General features: G+C 66.5%; 10 protein-coding genes and 1 pseudogene. 8 read left to right on the forward strand and 3 right to left on the reverse strand.

Annotation, left to right across the window (positions count from 1 at the left end; genetic code table 11):
- The first annotated feature begins 51 nt into the window (after window positions 1–51).
- Window positions 52–1,803 carry a sialidase family protein gene (locus OOK07_RS23465; RefSeq protein WP_266798266.1) on the forward strand — a complete coding sequence of 584 codons (1,752 nt, stop codon included), beginning with the start codon at window positions 52–54 and terminating at the stop codon, window positions 1,801–1,803.
- A gap of 29 nt (window positions 1,804–1,832) precedes the next feature.
- Window positions 1,833–2,378: a hypothetical protein gene (locus OOK07_RS23470; RefSeq protein ID WP_266798267.1), complete on the forward strand. Its 546-nt coding sequence runs from the start codon at window positions 1,833–1,835 to the stop codon at window positions 2,376–2,378.
- 168 nt (window positions 2,379–2,546) lie between these two features.
- On the opposite strand, the gene OOK07_RS23475 is transcribed toward OOK07_RS23470, so the two are convergent.
- The 3 genes from OOK07_RS23475 to OOK07_RS23485 form a co-directional block, all read right to left on the reverse strand.
- Window positions 2,547–3,239 carry a DUF2637 domain-containing protein gene (locus tag OOK07_RS23475; protein WP_266682741.1) on the reverse strand — a complete coding sequence of 231 codons (693 nt, stop codon included), beginning with the start codon at window positions 3,237–3,239 and terminating at the stop codon, window positions 2,547–2,549.
- Between the two features lie 129 nt (window positions 3,240–3,368).
- Window positions 3,369–3,578 carry a hypothetical protein gene (locus OOK07_RS23480; RefSeq protein WP_266798269.1) on the reverse strand — a complete coding sequence of 70 codons (210 nt, stop codon included), beginning with the start codon at window positions 3,576–3,578 and terminating at the stop codon, window positions 3,369–3,371.
- A 741-nt stretch (window positions 3,579–4,319) separates the two neighbouring features.
- Window positions 4,320–6,158, reverse strand: a complete 1,839-nt coding sequence (locus tag OOK07_RS23485) for a DUF262 domain-containing protein (protein WP_266798271.1) — start codon at window positions 6,156–6,158, stop codon at window positions 4,320–4,322.
- Between the two features lie 318 nt (window positions 6,159–6,476).
- Here OOK07_RS23485 and OOK07_RS23490 point away from each other — a divergent pair, with 318 nt between their 5' ends.
- The 6 genes and pseudogenes from OOK07_RS23490 (at window position 6,477) to OOK07_RS23515 (ending at window position 15,103) form a co-directional block, all read left to right on the forward strand.
- Window positions 6,477–9,200 (forward strand): AAA family ATPase, encoded by a 2,724-nt coding sequence (locus OOK07_RS23490; protein ID WP_266682742.1) that lies wholly within the window; start codon window positions 6,477–6,479, stop codon window positions 9,198–9,200.
- 55 nt (window positions 9,201–9,255) lie between these two features.
- Window positions 9,256–9,628, forward strand: a pseudogene (locus OOK07_RS23495) (6-pyruvoyl trahydropterin synthase family protein).
- Between the two features lie 418 nt (window positions 9,629–10,046).
- The gene (locus OOK07_RS23500) at window positions 10,047–10,697 is read left to right on the forward strand and encodes a hypothetical protein (protein ID WP_266798272.1); all 651 of its coding nucleotides are present in this window, start codon (window positions 10,047–10,049) and stop codon (window positions 10,695–10,697) included.
- A 268-nt stretch (window positions 10,698–10,965) separates the two neighbouring features.
- Window positions 10,966–12,630, forward strand: coding sequence for an AbeC-like domain-containing protein (locus OOK07_RS23505; RefSeq protein WP_266798273.1), 1,665 nt, complete (start codon window positions 10,966–10,968; stop codon window positions 12,628–12,630).
- Window positions 12,630–13,031 (forward strand): hypothetical protein, encoded by a 402-nt coding sequence (locus OOK07_RS23510; RefSeq protein WP_266798275.1) that lies wholly within the window; start codon window positions 12,630–12,632, stop codon window positions 13,029–13,031. The genes OOK07_RS23505 and OOK07_RS23510 overlap by 1 nt, the downstream gene beginning before the upstream one ends.
- A gap of 407 nt (window positions 13,032–13,438) precedes the next feature.
- Window positions 13,439–15,103, forward strand: a complete 1,665-nt coding sequence (locus tag OOK07_RS23515; protein ID WP_266798277.1) for an HNH endonuclease — start codon at window positions 13,439–13,441, stop codon at window positions 15,101–15,103.
- Window positions 15,104–15,117: the final 14 nt, after the last annotated feature.

Here is a 15,117-nt window from a genome sequence, read left to right on the forward strand (position 1 = left end):
GCCTCCGCGTACACCCCGCGTTCCCACGCCGCTACCCGTACGGTGCCGACCGTGCCCAACACCGTCAGCGCCACCCCCGCACCCACCACGAGCGCGCACGAGGCGGGCCCTGGAGAAGCATGGACGAGTGCGGCGGCTGAGAATTTCTGGACCCCCCAGCGGATGGCGCAGGCCACCCCGGACAGCCCTCGTGGCGAGGCCCCGGCCGGCTGGAAACCCGAATCCACCGTGCACGGGGCGGCTGCGGCGAAGAACGGCAGCTACTTCGCAGGCGTCCCCACGATAGGAACGTTCTTCCACTACGTGACAGACCCGGCCACCGACAGGCTCACGGGACGTTTCTGCTCCGCGAGCGTCGTTGACAGCCCTCAGGGCAACGTCATCCTGACCGCCGCGCACTGCTCCGGCGGCTCCAGGGGCATGTTCGTGCCCCGCTACGACGGCGCCGCGAAGAACCCCACCCCCTATGGCCGGTTCGCGGTGCAGCGGTGGATCCGTGACGCACGCTGGTACCAGGCCGACGGCCACCCCACCCGCGATGCCTACTCCGACTTCGACTACGCCTTCGCCCGGGTCGCCGACAACAAGCGACGGCAGAGTGTGCAGAAGGCCGTCGGTGCAGCGCTCAAACTCGGCAGGGTGAACGGCCGGTACAAGCAGAACGTCACCGTCGTCGGCTACCCCGGCAGCCACAACCCGAAGAACAGGCCCTTCGTCTGCGCCGGTGTCGACACCCGCCAGTTGCCCGGCTACCACCAGATGCGTATGGACTGCGGCGGCTTCTACGGGGGCACCTCCGGAAGCCCCTGGATCACCGGCCTGAACGAGAGGACCGGCAGCGGAACCGTCATCGGCGATCTCGGCGGCTACTACGGCGGCGGCCTGGAGAACAACAGCGACCGCATCTCGTTCGCCGCCACGTACGACCAGCGGGCCGTCGAGATCTACGATGCCGCGAAGACGAACACCACCCCCCGCCAGTACCCGCGCGGCTACAGCATGTACCCCACCGGCGGAGGCCTGTGGCAGCACGCCATGAAGACCGCCTCCGGGGACTACACCGGCGACGGCAAGACCGACATGATCGCCATCTGGTCGGACGGCGAAGTCACCCTCTACACGGGAAATGGCCGCGGCGGCTTCTCCGGCGAACGCCGGATGGCGAAGTCCTCGACCTGGACCCACGCCAGGACCATCGCCGGCGGAGACTTCAACGGCAGCAACGCCTCCGACCTCATGGTGGTCTGGTCGGACGGCGAGGTCACCCTCTACACCGGAAACGGCAACGGCGGCTTCTCCGGGGAAACCCAGATGGCCAAGCCCGGAAGCACCTGGAAGGACGCCGTTCAGATCACCGCCGGCCGCTACAGCGCCGACCAGCGGACCGACGACCTCATGGTCCGCAGGGCCGACGGCGAAACCATCCTCTACACCGACGTCGACGGCCGCGGATTCCTCCACGAGAACAAGCTGAAGTCCCCTGACGACACCTGGCGCCACGCCACCGTCCTCGCCGCTGGGAACTTCACCGGAGGCGCCAACTGGGACGTCGTCGTTCGCTGGTCCGACGGCGAACTGACCCTCTACCGCGACTCCTCCGCCTCCGGCGTGGGAACGGAGGTCAAGCTGAAGTCCTCCAACAAGCTGTGGACCCACGCCACCGTCATGACCGCCGGCGCCTACACACCCGGGGACCCCAACGACCTGCTCGTGCGCTGGTCCGACGGCGAGACCACCCTCTACACCGACACCACGACCACCCTCGGCCGCGAACACATGCTCGTCCCGCCGAAGGCCCGCTGATCATCGTCCAGGAAGGCGAGGCAGCACCGATGTACCTGCGCGCAGCCGGCATCGTCCTCACCGCAACCGCCCTCGGTCTGGCAACCGCCCCCGGAGCCCACGCAGCCGACGACCCGGGCCTCGCCGTCGGCATCGCCCCCACGGACAGCGGCAGCACCCCCGACGGGCGCCTCCAGTCGGGCGCGCCCGTCGAGGTCACCTCAGGAGTTGACCTGACGTCTCTGGCCGTCGGCGACAACGGCAGCTTCACCGTGACCTCTGCGGCGTTCACGCACCCGGTCAAGGTGACCATGCAGAAGAACAGCTTCGGCCAGGGCGAAGGCGCGATCCGTTGCGGCATCAAGCCCGGCAGCTATCCCGTCGACATCGCCGGACACCACGAAGGATCCGGGCTCACCGCGAAGCAGACGCATACGACGGTCACCATCGCCGGGGGTGGCTCGTACTGCGATCAGGCGTCCGGATCGTCAGCGAACAGCGCCACCAATCTCGCGGCCGTCGTCGGCGGCGTCGCCGTCCTGGCCGTCGGAGGATTCACCGTCGCCCGGCGCCGGCGCGGCAGGAAGCAGCCCTGAACCCCTTCGTCGAAAGACGCGTCGCAACCTCCGGTTCGGCACACCCGGTGCGGAGGTCCGTTCATCCGGGGTAGCGCTCGGGGACCTTCTTCCGTATCAGCTTCTCGACAGGCGAAAGCGGAGGGCGGCTCACACTTTTGGCGCTGCCCGCCCCGTGAGAGCGCGAGGCTAGCTGCTCTTGGCTTTCGGGGACTCCGGAGATCTCCGAACGGGGCGCTGCCGGCGACGGGAGGTCCTCTGGCGCGGTGGCCGGGTCAGCGTGATCTGACGGACCAGTTGCTGGAAGCAGGCCAGGGAAGCGACGGCCGGCAAGGCGGCTGCGGCGACACTCGTGAAGGTCCGCTCGGCCTCGGCCATGCAGAGGATCATCGCGAGGGAAGAAAACAACAGAACGACGAACCAGGAGTGCACGGCACGTCGTTGGTGCAGGGCGGTCCGCAGGATGGACAGTGAGGCCACCATCCAGGGGCCGTAGATCAGAAGAGGCCAGGCGTAAGTCGTGGCGCCCCGCGCACCCGGCGCGACGTGCTGCAGAGGTGAGTAGGCCACCATCCCGCCGAAGACGCTCACCATCGACACGATGGCGGCCGCCAACGCGGCGATCACGAAGCTGAGAGTCTGCAGCCACGTGAAGCGCAGCTTGCGAGAACGTACCTTCCGATGCCCGGCAGAGAAGCGCCGGATGGGTGGCAACTCAGCAGTGAGCTGTACCAGGTTGTCCATCGCATCGTCGGCGTCGGCGCCAGAGGGCGGCGTGCTACGAGGAGGCCGGGCGGCAGCCCCCTGCTCTGCCGTCGCGACATCCTGCAAAAGGTGGGTGAGCTCCTCGACCGGGTCCCAGTTCTCTTGCGGGGATGCCATCGCACGCAGCGTATCGGCAGAACCCCTGTGCCAATCAGTCGGCTGTCCGTCGGCGTAGGTACCGGGATACCGACTTTGCGGGGCGAACCAGTGATCCGGATAATCGTGATTCACGAAATACACCCCCCGTCAGGTGCGGGATGCGTGGCAACCGGAACGCCCCTGACTGTTCCATCGCAGGCTGAGTTCCTCCTGGGCCGTATCCAGCAGGGTCAGGAGGTCGCTGAGCAGCGGCTCGGTGACCCGCAACTCGACCTTCGCGCCGTCTACGTGCAGGGTGCCCCTGGCATCGGGCGATGAGTACGCCGCGGCGGGCGTGAAGATGTATCGCCCTACCACCACAGCACGGGTCGCGGGGAGATTCTCTGCCGCCGCTCCGGAGTGGGGCGAGGGAAAGAGCCTTGCTTTCGTCATAGTCCGCTAACGCATTCCGCGCTTCTCCAGATGCGCGGCAAACGAGTGAGGCAATTTGGTGAAAATTTTAGAGAGGGTATTCGTCATTAGAGCCAACCGGGCTGCGTTCAATCAGTAAAACGCCGAGAGGTTTGTCCTTTGAGCTTTCTTCGGAAAGAAGGAACGGCAACCACCGCCGGCGGACGGTGTCCGGCGGCATCGTCACAGGACACAGGACACAGGACACAGGACACAGGACACAGGACACAGGACACAGGACACAGGACACGGGACACGGGACACAGGACACAGGACACAGGACACAGGACACAGGACACAGGACACAGGACACAGGACACAGGACACAGGACACAGGACACAGGACACAGGACACAGGACACAGGACACAGGACACAGGACACAGGACACAGGACACAGGACACAGGACACAGGACACAGGACACAGGACACAGGACACAGGACACAGGACACAGGACACAGGACACAGGACACGGGACACGGGACACGGGGCTTCGGGCGTTCTGCCGTCGTACGCCTCGCCGAGGAACGTCGGCGACGCCACCACTTCGGCCTCCCCGCGCGCCGCGAGGTCAAGCCAGGCGATCATCTTGCGATCACCGCGCACGGCCAGGGAGAGCGCCTCACAGTCCTGGACGGAAACGCCGATCACAGATCGTCGGTGTCGTCCGCCGCATCGAGGCTGATCCCCGGATCACCGGCAGTCGATTCATCGTCCAGGATCGCCTTTCCCATGGCTTCCGAGATGCCGCGGAGCAGCGCAGCCCTCCGAGCGGAGAAGAATCCGTCGAAGTCGTCGGTGACCATGAGTTCCGGGTGGGCCAGGTGGGAGCGAATGCGCTCGGCGACGCCTTCGTGAGGGGTCTCCGCGGCCTTGGCCAGCCGGCTGAGATAGTCGGAGGGAGCCGCACCTCCGATGATTCGGTTGGTGCGGGCGGTCAGAGGGGTCTTGTTGATGATCGAGTTGTAGACCGAGGGTTCGTACCCCGCCTTGTCGCACCAGGACTTGGGGAAGATGTGGTGGATGTCGACGGACTCGTCGAAGTACCTGGTGACTTCGACCTTTTCCCCGGTGCGCCAGTCCACGGCTCCTGCCTTGAGCAGCAGCGCGTAAATCCCCTTGTACGCGGCACTGTTGCGGGTGCGCAGGGTCAGCAGGCGTCCGGGAGCGAACTGCGCGGCGATGACGGTCCGCGGCTCGGACGCGTCCCGGCGGATCCAGTCGACCACGTCCGGCAGGTCCTGACTGAAGCGGGTCTCGGTCGAACCGCCGTAGAGTTCCCCGAACACGCCGCACCAGTACCAGCGGGCGAGCTTGTCCTGGGCCCCCGCGCTCTGCGCCGCGTCCCCGGCCAGGGCCAGGATCGCGGCGAGCGGTATCAGTTGGGTTCCGTAGGGCAGGAACTTCGTGTCAAAGAGGAACTGCTGGTGCAGGAACTTCGCCGCCGCCTTGAATCCAGCGATGACAGACGGCGCGAAGCGAACGTAGTCCTCCAGGGAGAGCGCGAGCATGTCCTTGCGCTTGCAGCCGATGCGCGGGAGCCGTTCCTCTTCCGTTCCCCGTTCGGCCTCGTGTCTGCGGCGCTCGGCCGTGGCCAGCAGAGTGACTGCCTGCAGGAAGTCGGTGTTGGAGACCTCGCGGAGGATGCGGTACTCCGGAGCCTGCCAGGCAGCCCGGCATTCCTGCTCCCAGTGATTGCGCAGATCGAACTCGTCCGCCGCGTAGGTGGCGGTCAGCAGCTCGAAGACGGTCAGGGTGACACCGCCCGTGTTGACTTTCTCGAAGACCTGGCAGACGGCCTGGCGCGGGGTCGCCTGACCCAACTCGATGACCGGCACGTGGTATCGGTCGAAGGGGCGGACAAACGCCTCGTTGAAGTCGCGCCACAGTTTGCGCTTGTCCTTGTCGCCGTCCCAGTGGTCGGTGAACTCGTAGCCCCAGTCGCCACCGTCGAACACCGCATGGAGCGGGAAGAGGTGTGCCTCGTACTCGCGCTCGGGAGTCGAGTAGTCCTCGATGACCTGGCCCCGAAAATTGAGTACCTTGCGGGACTCGGGCAGAAAACGGATGGAGTCCTCGCGGTCGCCGTACTCGTCGAGAGCCTGGACCATGTCGACGTAGAACCAGCCCGACACTTGCTGCTTGCGCGCGTCCTGGGTGACCACCGGGCCTGTCAGTTTCAAGGACTGGAACAGTGAGGTCAGCCGCTGTTGCCCGTCGAGCACGAGCGAGTCCGGCTCGGGATCACCGGCGGGAGCGGCCCCTTCGATCGGCCGGTACTTGAACCGGACGTCGCCGCCCGCCTTCAGCAACATGATGGTGCCGACGGGATAGCTCAGCGAAATCGACGCCAGGAGGCTCGCGATGTTCGGGTAGGGCCACACCCAGCCCCTCTGGAACTCCGGCAACTGTGCCTTGCCGACCGCAACCTGCTGCAGCAGATCCCGCAGTGGTCGCTTGTCGATGCTGAACGCTTCGTCGGCCACATCGGCTCCTTGGGACGGCCCTGCCACCAGAGGTGGGCGCGTGTGATGGTTGTTCGCGTCACGCAAAAGTTACTAGGTGTCACTGCGCCTGGTCCCGAACATGCAGAACAACCCGAGCCCCCAACAGAATCCGACCGGTCGGCGCTGTCTGGAGCGCGGGCGTGCTCTGCAGTCCGGGCACTCAGCTGGGGGCACTCTCCCGTCGAGGTCCTCGACGTATACGTGGCTGCGCGTGCTCATAGTCTCGGAGACGCGTTTCACATGATCTACCGTGGTCGTCAAGTAACGCTGTGGGTACGGAAGTTCATTCCGTGGCCGATGACCGAGACGGGGGCTGTGGTGCGGACCGAGTTTGTCGACCGCGTCGAGCACATGGATGAGCTGCGCTCGCTGCTGGCGGATGTGGCCGAAGGCCGCGGCGGCCGGGCGCTTGTGATCGACGGTCCCTCGGGCATGGGGAAGTCGGCGCTGCTGCGGGCGTTCGAGGCGGCGGCCACAGCCTCTCCAGCCAGTCTTCGATCGGTGGACAGACGTCGCGTCGTGTCGGTGCGGTGCCGCCCGTCGATCGGATCGCAACTTCACTACGGCGCCGTCATCGACGTGCTCCTGCAACTGGCCGAAGACCAGGAGGTCAGGCAACCTGGCGTCTTCCGCAGATTCCTGGGCTACACCCGGCAGGGCGTCGTTCGCTCCGCACCGGAGGTGCTGTCCGCCATGGTGCCGGGACTGGGCGCCCTGTTCACCCTGGGCAAGGAGGTCGCGGAGGCTTCGCTCGCCTCAGGATCGATGCCGTTCGACAGCCTGCTGCCTTTCCAGCAGGGAGCAGCGGCGCAGATCGCGGACGCCGTGCTGGATCTCGTTCGGCAGGGGCCGCCCACGGTCGTCCTCGTCGACGACATCCAGTACGGCGATCCGAGCAGCCTGCTGATCCTCGACCGGTTGCTGCGCAAGTTGCCCGGCGAACCGCTCGGCCTGGTGCTCAGCCACACGACGGACGGGGCCTACGCCGACGGCCCGGGAGCCATGGTCGAGGAGCTGCTGCACGACTGGGCGAAGGACGGCCTGTTGCGCCGGAGGCCGCTGGGCGGCCTGCCACGGGACGCGGTCGCCGAGCTGGTGCGCTCCCGGCACCCGGAGGCTCCCTCAGCCCTGTCGGAGCAGCTGAGCCGCTTGACCGCCGGCCATGCCGTGTTCGTCACGCTCTGCCTGGAGGAGTGGCGTCCGGACAAGGGCCCCGGCGTCGATCTGCCCGACAGCCTGAAGCGGATCGTTGAGGACCGTCTGCGGCTGCTCACCGAGCAGGAACGTGAGTTGCTCATGACCGGAGCGGCCCAGGGCGAGACGTTCCTGTCCCGTACGGTCGCCGAGGTCAAGGGGGAGCCGCACGACGACGTCATGGAGCGGCTGCGGCTCATCGCCGACCGACACCGGTTGATCCTGCCTGCACAGCTTCCGGGGTGGGCCCGTGGGGAGGCATCCGACTGCTACCGGTTCCAGCACACTGCCCTGTGGCGGGTGGCGTACGACCGCCAGACCCCTCAGCAGACGCGGTCCCGGCATGCCCGTATCGCGGCGGCGCTCACGACCGGTGCACTGGACGGGATGCCGTTGGAACGCCGGCTGGAGATCGCCCGCCATCTCCGCAACGGCGGATCAGAGTGCCTCCTCTCCTCGGCGGAGGCACATTACGGGCTGGCCCGGGACGCCGCGATGGAGGGGCTGTCCTTCGCCGAAGCGGAGCGGCACTGCGAAGAAGTGATCAAAACGGTCCGCGACCTGCCGGAGCGCGAGGAGAGCCGCGACCGGTGGCTCATCCAGGCCGTGGAACTGCTGCTGTCCCTGACCGAGGTGCGCTGGCGGGGCCAGCACCAGCCGGCCGGCGGCCCGGACATCGACGCCCTGGCTGCCGAGGCCGAAGCCGCGGCCAGGCGCTGTGACGCCCCGGAACTGGCGATCCGTACGACGCTCCTGCGCGGCAAGACCCTCTTGGCGACCCAGGGCTTGGTGCCGTCCCTGGACAAGCTCCGCTCGGCGGTGGAACTGGCCGAGCGGCACGGCGATCCCGTACCCCTCTTCGTGGCCCGGGTCGAATACGGACGGCAGGTGTCCAAGCGACGGCTGGTCGACGGTCTGGCCCAGCTGCGTGAGGCCGAGCGCCTGTATGCCTCCGACCCACGCCTCGGCGGCACTGGCGACCCGGTGCTCCAGCACGCGCGCAACCTGGGCGAGATGCAGCTCGGCATCACCCTCTACGACAGCGGGCACCTCAGCGAGGCGCTGACCCGGCTGGACCGCTGCGCTCAGCGCCTGCGTGACGAACCGCTCAAGGCCGAGCTGCCGATCGCGCTCAACTACCTGGCCCAGGTGCACACGGGCCTCGGCGCCTACGAGGACGCCGAGCAGGTCCTGCGGGAGGCTCTCGACTTCGAGGCCGGCCGCGGAGGCGACAGTGGCTGGCACGCCTACAACAAGGCGCTGCTCGCCCACCTCCTCGTCCAGCGGCCGGAAGAACGGGACCAGGCCCTGGACCTGATCGCCGACGCATGGGCGGAGACAGAGCGGACTTGGCTGGCCAACCTCGTCCCCATCGTCCGTAACCTCTACGCCGAGATCCTGCTGCTCGCCGCCGGCGGACCCGGTGAACTTCTGGAGCAGGCCGACCGGCTCGCGGTCGCCACCTGCGTCGAGACCCAGCGCAGCGGCATGATCCGCAGTAAGATCGCGGCCCACTCGCTGCGTAGTCGCATCCTGCTTCGGCAAGGCAACACGGTCGCAGCCCAGGACCAGGCCCGCCAGGCTGTTCGCATCCTGGATGAGGTCGGGGACATGCCGGCGCTCCGCACGGAGGAGGTGCTGTACCACTCCGCCGTGGTGCAGGCCGCCGGGGGCGTACCGGAGGAAGCGCACGCGCTCCTGGAGCGGGCTCGGCGCGAGGTCGCCCGCAAAGCGGACCTGGTCACCGACGGTCCGTCGCGTGCCCGCTTCCTCACACGAATCCCGCTCAACAAGTCGATCCGTGAGGGCGAAGGGGTCGGCCGATGACCGGGGCTGATGGCCGGCGAGGTGCCTTGACGGCGGCTGGCAGACTGGAGCCGTCATGCTGAGGATCACCAAGGAGTTCCACTTCTCGGCCAGCCATGTGCTCGACCGGCTGCCGAGCTGGCACCCCTGCGCCCGCATGCACGGTCACAACTACGTCGTTGTGCTGGAGCTGTCCGCCCGCCGTGAGGACCTCACCGAGGCTGGATTCGTCCGTGACTACCGTGAGCTCGATACCTTCAAGAAATGGATGGATGAGACCCTCGACCATCGCCACTTGAATGAGGCGATGGGGGGGGGGTGTCTCCGCGTCAGCAGAGAATCTGGCCGCATGGATCTTCGACCTCTGGATCGAGCGATACCCCGAGTTGACCGCCGTCAAGATCTCGGAGACCCCCAAGACATGGGCTGAATACCGGCCGTCGCGGTGAAGGCGATGTCCACTCCCTGCGGAGAAGATGCCGGAGCGCAGATGTTCGCTCCTGCGTCATACGCGTCTCGGTAGTGCGGTTTCACGGATGCCGGGCCTGCCAGCCTCGCGGCGGCCGTGACGGCCCTCCTGCCGACTGCGCCCGCGGCCTCCGCCGGTGCCGGCTTGTGGCTGACGGCAGCGGTCCCAGCGACGCTGGTCGCCCTGCAGATAGACACGCACACCGAAACAGGTGAGGCGCCTACCGAAACCGGTAGGCGCCTCACCTGTTGTTTTGGCTGTCGGGGTGGCGGGATTTGAACCCACGACCTCTTCGTCCCGAATTAGGCTCGGCCAAGATCGACACCTGCCTGTTTTCTGTTTGCGCAGTTCAGAGCGTTGGTATCGATTGGCGGGGCGCGGTCTCGGAGGGGCTCTGGGTGAAGATCTTCTCCCAGATTTCTCCCAGCTGGTCGAGCGGCGGGGCTGCGACCGCTTCTGCTCGTAGCGTTGCGCACGGGATGTGCATGGGCGCGATGTCACCCTCGGCAGTCTCTCAAAAGCTCGTCATCGAGCTCGGCTACCCGCGCTCGGGTCAGCAGAGCAGGTGGGGCGATCGCAAGCGGTGGATGTTGGAGGGTGTCCTGGGCGCGGTGCTCCGGGAGATCGAGACCCGGGCTGCGGAAGATGTACAGCGGAAGGAGGCTGAGGCGCGGGCCAAGACGGACCGGGAGGCCCGCTGGCGAGCAGCCATGGAGAAGGCAACAGAGCAGGCACTTCAGGCCCAACTGGCTGACACGCTCCGCGAACAGGCCAGCAGTCGGCAGGAGGCAATTGCACTGTGTGCATCCTGCGATGCCCGGGAACACCGGATCGCGGAGGAGACCGATGTCGAGGAGCCCCAAGTCGCCTCAGCCCGACGATGGTTGGCCTGGGCGCGCCGATACACGCAGTCCGTGGACCCGTTGCACCAACTCCCCACCATGCCGGCACCGAAGGAGCCGGAACCGGAGGATCTGGAGCCGTATTTGAAGGGCTGGAGCCCGTACGGGCCCGACGAGAAGCGATATGGGTGGGGCGGCACGCGTTGAGCCGTGCACGACGAAATCTCGACTGAGGCGGTATTCGGTCAATCCTTCACCCATTCGCGCCGGTTGAGTGGATTGTCGCGTTTGCGGTCTGGTGGTTCCGGGACTTCACAGTGAGGATGCCCGCCGTACTGGCGAACGGGGGGCGGGCATGGGGTTCGGTCGGGGGTTGCGTGTACGAGAGGGGCGTGGCGTCGAGGGAATGGTCGACGGGCCCGCAGCGCCGGTTCAAGCGGGACCTGCCGCCTCTGACGGCGGCGGCTCCGGTGAGGTGGACCCGACCTCGTCGGAGGTGACCCGGCTGCTGTGCCAGGCCGTCTACACCCGTCCCGACCGGGTCAAGGCCGTCAAAGCGTGGTGGAGCAAGATCCGAGGTAAGGACCGGAAACCGAACAAGCCCCGGCGCAGCACTCGCAGACGCATCTATCTGGAAGGCAGTGACGACTGCCCGTCCCTGGGCGAACCCATGGCCCAGTGGGTGAAGACTCACGTCCTCCACGGGCCGCCCCTGCCTGTCCCGTCGTACGGATTCGACCTCGTACCCGTCATCGCGCACAGTCTGCGCGCACGGCGACGTCGATGGCTGAGGCGAGCGCTCGTCCTGCTGTTCGCCGTCGCTGTTGCGTACGAAATCCCCCGAGCCTCCCTCGTGTGGGGCGGCGCCGTCTTGCTGGCTTGCCTCATGTGGTGGGCTGGGTTGCGAGCCGCCCGCAAGGGCAAGAAGTCGAGGCTGGTGCCCTCGCCCCGTTTGGCGTATCTCGTTCTGTGTGTCCCCTGGATACTCGCGGTAGTGCCCTACGAGCCGATACGCGGTGAGGCGGTCGCCCTGCGGACGGGGTTGCTCCTGCTGCCGTTCGTCCTGCTGGCCGGAGCCGTGCTCGTCTGTGTGGGAGATCGCCTCATGGCGCGGGCCGGGTTGTCCCGGATCGTGCGGGACGGCATCGAGTCCGACCGTCTGCCGTGGGCGTCGGCGTCGGCCACGCGCCGGATGGCTCTCATCAGCCACGAACAGACGCGGTCCGAACTGCCCTACGACCACCCGGAGACTTTCGTTGGAGCAGGACGTTATGTATGGGGCGTGGCCGACATCGGTATCCCGCTCAAGGCCAAGGACCCGGAGGTGTCGGTCAAGCACTTCGGTGAGAAGGAGCTGCTGCGGAGGATGGGCGACGCACTCGGGGAACTGGGCCGTGGCGCACGGGAGATCACTGATCCGTTGCCCGGGTTTTCCGTCGCGGAGGTCCTCGGGCTGCCGTCCGAGCTGTGGCTGCGAAGGACGCGGGCCGCGAAGCTGGAGTTGCCGGACCTGCGCGGCCGGGGCCGGCGGTCACCGTCTAGCGTGCCGGACCGGCTGTACCTGCGGGCGCAGTGCGTCAGTTGGGACGGCCAGGTCGTGGTCACTCTGTTCGCGCACGCGGCGCTGGAGGCAGGCGAACTACGACTGACCCTGCGCCCCCACGTGATCACGCCGCTCTACAACGAACTGCGGGTGACGGACGCACCCGTGGCCAAGCGTGGGACGAGACTGTATGGCTGGGTGGCGGTGCAGGCCCTGCTGGACGCCGTCCACGGGCCGCTCGCACTATGGCGGCTGGTGACCCGGCTCGCGCTCGGAGTGCAGCCGGAGGATGGCCCGGCCGAGGAAAGAGATCCGGTCAGCCTCCGTGATCGGTACTCCATCGAAGAAGTCACTGACATGCACCAGGCCGACGACGCGAAGCGGCACGTCGTCCTCATGCAGACCTGCATCTTCCGCACCGTCTCCGCGTACCTCGAAGAACTGGGCGTCGACACCGCCGCGTACGAGCGCCAGGTGGCCGCGGTCATCACCAACATTCAGGTCTACGGCGACAACAACGCGCCCATCCAGAACGTCGCCGGCAGCGGCATCAGCAATGTCGGCCAGAGCAACAAGGCTCAAGGAGGAGGAAGTTGATGGCTGTGGGACGTCGTCGCCCCGAACCGGAACAGGGGCACGGCTCGGGTATCAGCATCGGCGGCAACAACGTCGCCCCGCTCCAGAACGTGGTCGGGCAGAACATCTCGAACGTCTACCAGACCGCGTCGGTCGAGGGCGTCACCGTAGACGTGGAAACCGTGCGCGATCTCCTTGCCGCGTTCCGTACCGAGGTGGATCGGAACGGAGCGGCCTTGCCGAACGCGCAGTTGCTCCGCGCCATGGCGGACTCCATCGACACCTCACTGGCAGCGCCAGACGCGCAGGCGATGGGGGCACTGCGCGGGGCTGTGCAGGCGCTGCCGGCCTTGGTCGCGGGGACCGTGGTCCAACAGGGAGGTGATGCCCTCGCTCATGCCATTGCCGGGTGGCTTAGCTGAGGTGGCGGCTGCGTCACTTTCTGGCTGGTTCGCTCGATGATCACGGTGGTCGGTCTCGGCACCGTCTCACGCAGCATCTTGCGGTCCGTGCTTCGCTCGCGTGACCTGCCGAGCCCTTCAGGGCTCGTTGCTGCTTCGGCGGCCGATAAATGGGCAGCGCTCGGTTCACCGTTATTTCGATATCCCCAGGAGCTTCGCGATCGCCCCGATAGGGGGCTGCTCAGATCGGAACGAGCATGAGGGCACTTTTACGACGGCTGAAACCATGCGGTGTCGGCCAATCTCATGCCAGGTGCCTGAAGAGATGGCTGGAGTTGCCGCTTGAAAGCTTGATCGCTGGCAGGATTCGGTGCGTCAGAGCGGCGTACACGCGTGTACGAATCAAAGCGGCAGTGGGGTGGGGCGGCATGGCCAGAGGGCCGGAGGTCAGTGAGAGCGTTCGCCGGGAGCTCTGGCGACTGGCAAACGGCATGTGCCAGATGTGTCGGCGGGAGCTGGATCCTGGGACTGCCGGACGCACCCCAACGGCTCAGACGGCGCACAATGTGGCGCTGAGCGATCATGGGCCCCGAGCAGACCCCACCCTGCCGGTCGAGGGCCGAAACGCCGTATCGAACCTCTTGTTGCTGTGCGCGACGTGCCACGACATCGTCGACAAGAACAACGGGCAGGCGCACACCGTTGAGGAACTGTCAAGATTCAAGGCAGAGCATGAGACCTGGACCGCCGCACTGAGGAAAGCCGGACAGGCGTGGAGGATGAGCTACAGCAGCATCGACTACCTCAATGTGCCGAGGGTCGCGATGCTTCCTGGTGGGGATGTCGTGCAACAGGCGGCTCAGCGTGCCCGCCTCGACCCGACGCGGCCGTTCTCTGGGCAGGGCTTCGCCCCTGGGACGTTCGTCGGGACGGTGCGTCCAGTCTTCGAGTCGTGGAGGGAGCACGCCGTTCCTCTTGACGAAGTGCGTCTCGATGCGGTCCAGCAGGGGATGTACGTGGCGTTCAACGCGCCGATGCGTAGCCGCAATGTGTCCAACCGGCCGTTTCCACGGCCGCTTACTGGAGCATGGCAAGACGACCCCTACCTGTCCTTCCGGTTGGGTGAACGTCAGATAATGATCCGGTACGACCCGCAATGGCTCACCACTAGCACCGCTGGCACGGACTTGGTCAGCGCGGCAGCGGAGCAGGTCGCCTATGCAGGGATTGGCCTTGTCGTGGGTGAATCTGCTGATGCGATTCGGATCTCCGCACTGTTCTTCGGGAAGCCGCAAACCGCAGAAGGGGCGTTCATGAAGTACGTCGTTCAGGGCGAGGGCCAGATCGCAAGGACGGTTACCGTCGATGACTTTGAGACGGGATTGTCGTCGCGCGAGTCAGGATCCCGGCTGTCAGGTGCCCCTCGTGACCCAGGCAACGACGATGTCACCGTGGCACTGCACTTCAACGAACTTGAGGTCGACCCAGGGCAGATCCAGCGAGAGACATTCCAGCAACTGATGCGCGTGGTCCCGGAGTTCCGGCGCGATCTCACGGTTGCCGTGGGCACTTTCTTCACCCACTCAGGGCTGACCGGCCTGCCGAAGCCACTTGACATCGCAGCAGCCCATTTGGCGGGTGAGCCCAAGGTGTGGTCGACGCACTCCATCGATGGTCTGGGTACGCTGCTGGCGGATGTAGAAGTGGCCTTCGCCCTCGTGCGCGGCGTGCGTAGAGGCCAACTCGATGACCTGCACCAAGCGCTCCTAGCCGAGTCGGAGAGCTATCTCGGGGCGGTCGAGGTGAACCTTCGGCGCCCGACACACCAGCGTTTCTACGAGGCGAGCCCCCGCTATCGACTCATCGAGGCGGATCTCCGGCTGCTGTACAGCGCCAGGGAGTACTACGGGGAACTCGGCGACTGGGATCACAGACCTCACGAGCTGCTTGATGAGTGGGAAGCGGAGGACATCTTCAAGAGCGTGGCTTGGGAGGAGGACAAGGAACAAAGCGCTGCTGACGAGCGGCAGGCTGAGGAAGAGATGTCTGAGTGGATGGCCATGATCGATCGGGGCCAGGCAGCGGCGGATTGATAGACCCGGACCGC

The sequence above is a fragment of the Streptomyces sp. NBC_00078 genome, assembly GCF_026343335.1.
Classification (GTDB): Bacteria; Actinomycetota; Actinomycetes; order Streptomycetales; family Streptomycetaceae; genus Streptomyces.

Excerpts from the sequence above, each read along its gene's own strand:
- OOK07_RS23470 (WP_266798267.1), top strand. The coding sequence starts at position 1,833 with ATGTACCTGCGCGCAGCCGGCATCGTCCTCACCGCAACCGCCCTCGGT.
- OOK07_RS23475 (WP_266682741.1), bottom strand. The coding sequence starts at position 3,239 with ATGGCATCCCCGCAAGAGAACTGGGACCCGGTCGAGGAGCTCACCCAC.
- OOK07_RS23490 (WP_266682742.1), top strand. The coding sequence starts at position 6,477 with ATGACCGAGACGGGGGCTGTGGTGCGGACCGAGTTTGTCGACCGCGTC.
- OOK07_RS23510 (WP_266798275.1), top strand. The coding sequence starts at position 12,630 with ATGGCTGTGGGACGTCGTCGCCCCGAACCGGAACAGGGGCACGGCTCG.
- OOK07_RS23515 (WP_266798277.1), top strand. The coding sequence starts at position 13,439 with ATGGCCAGAGGGCCGGAGGTCAGTGAGAGCGTTCGCCGGGAGCTCTGG.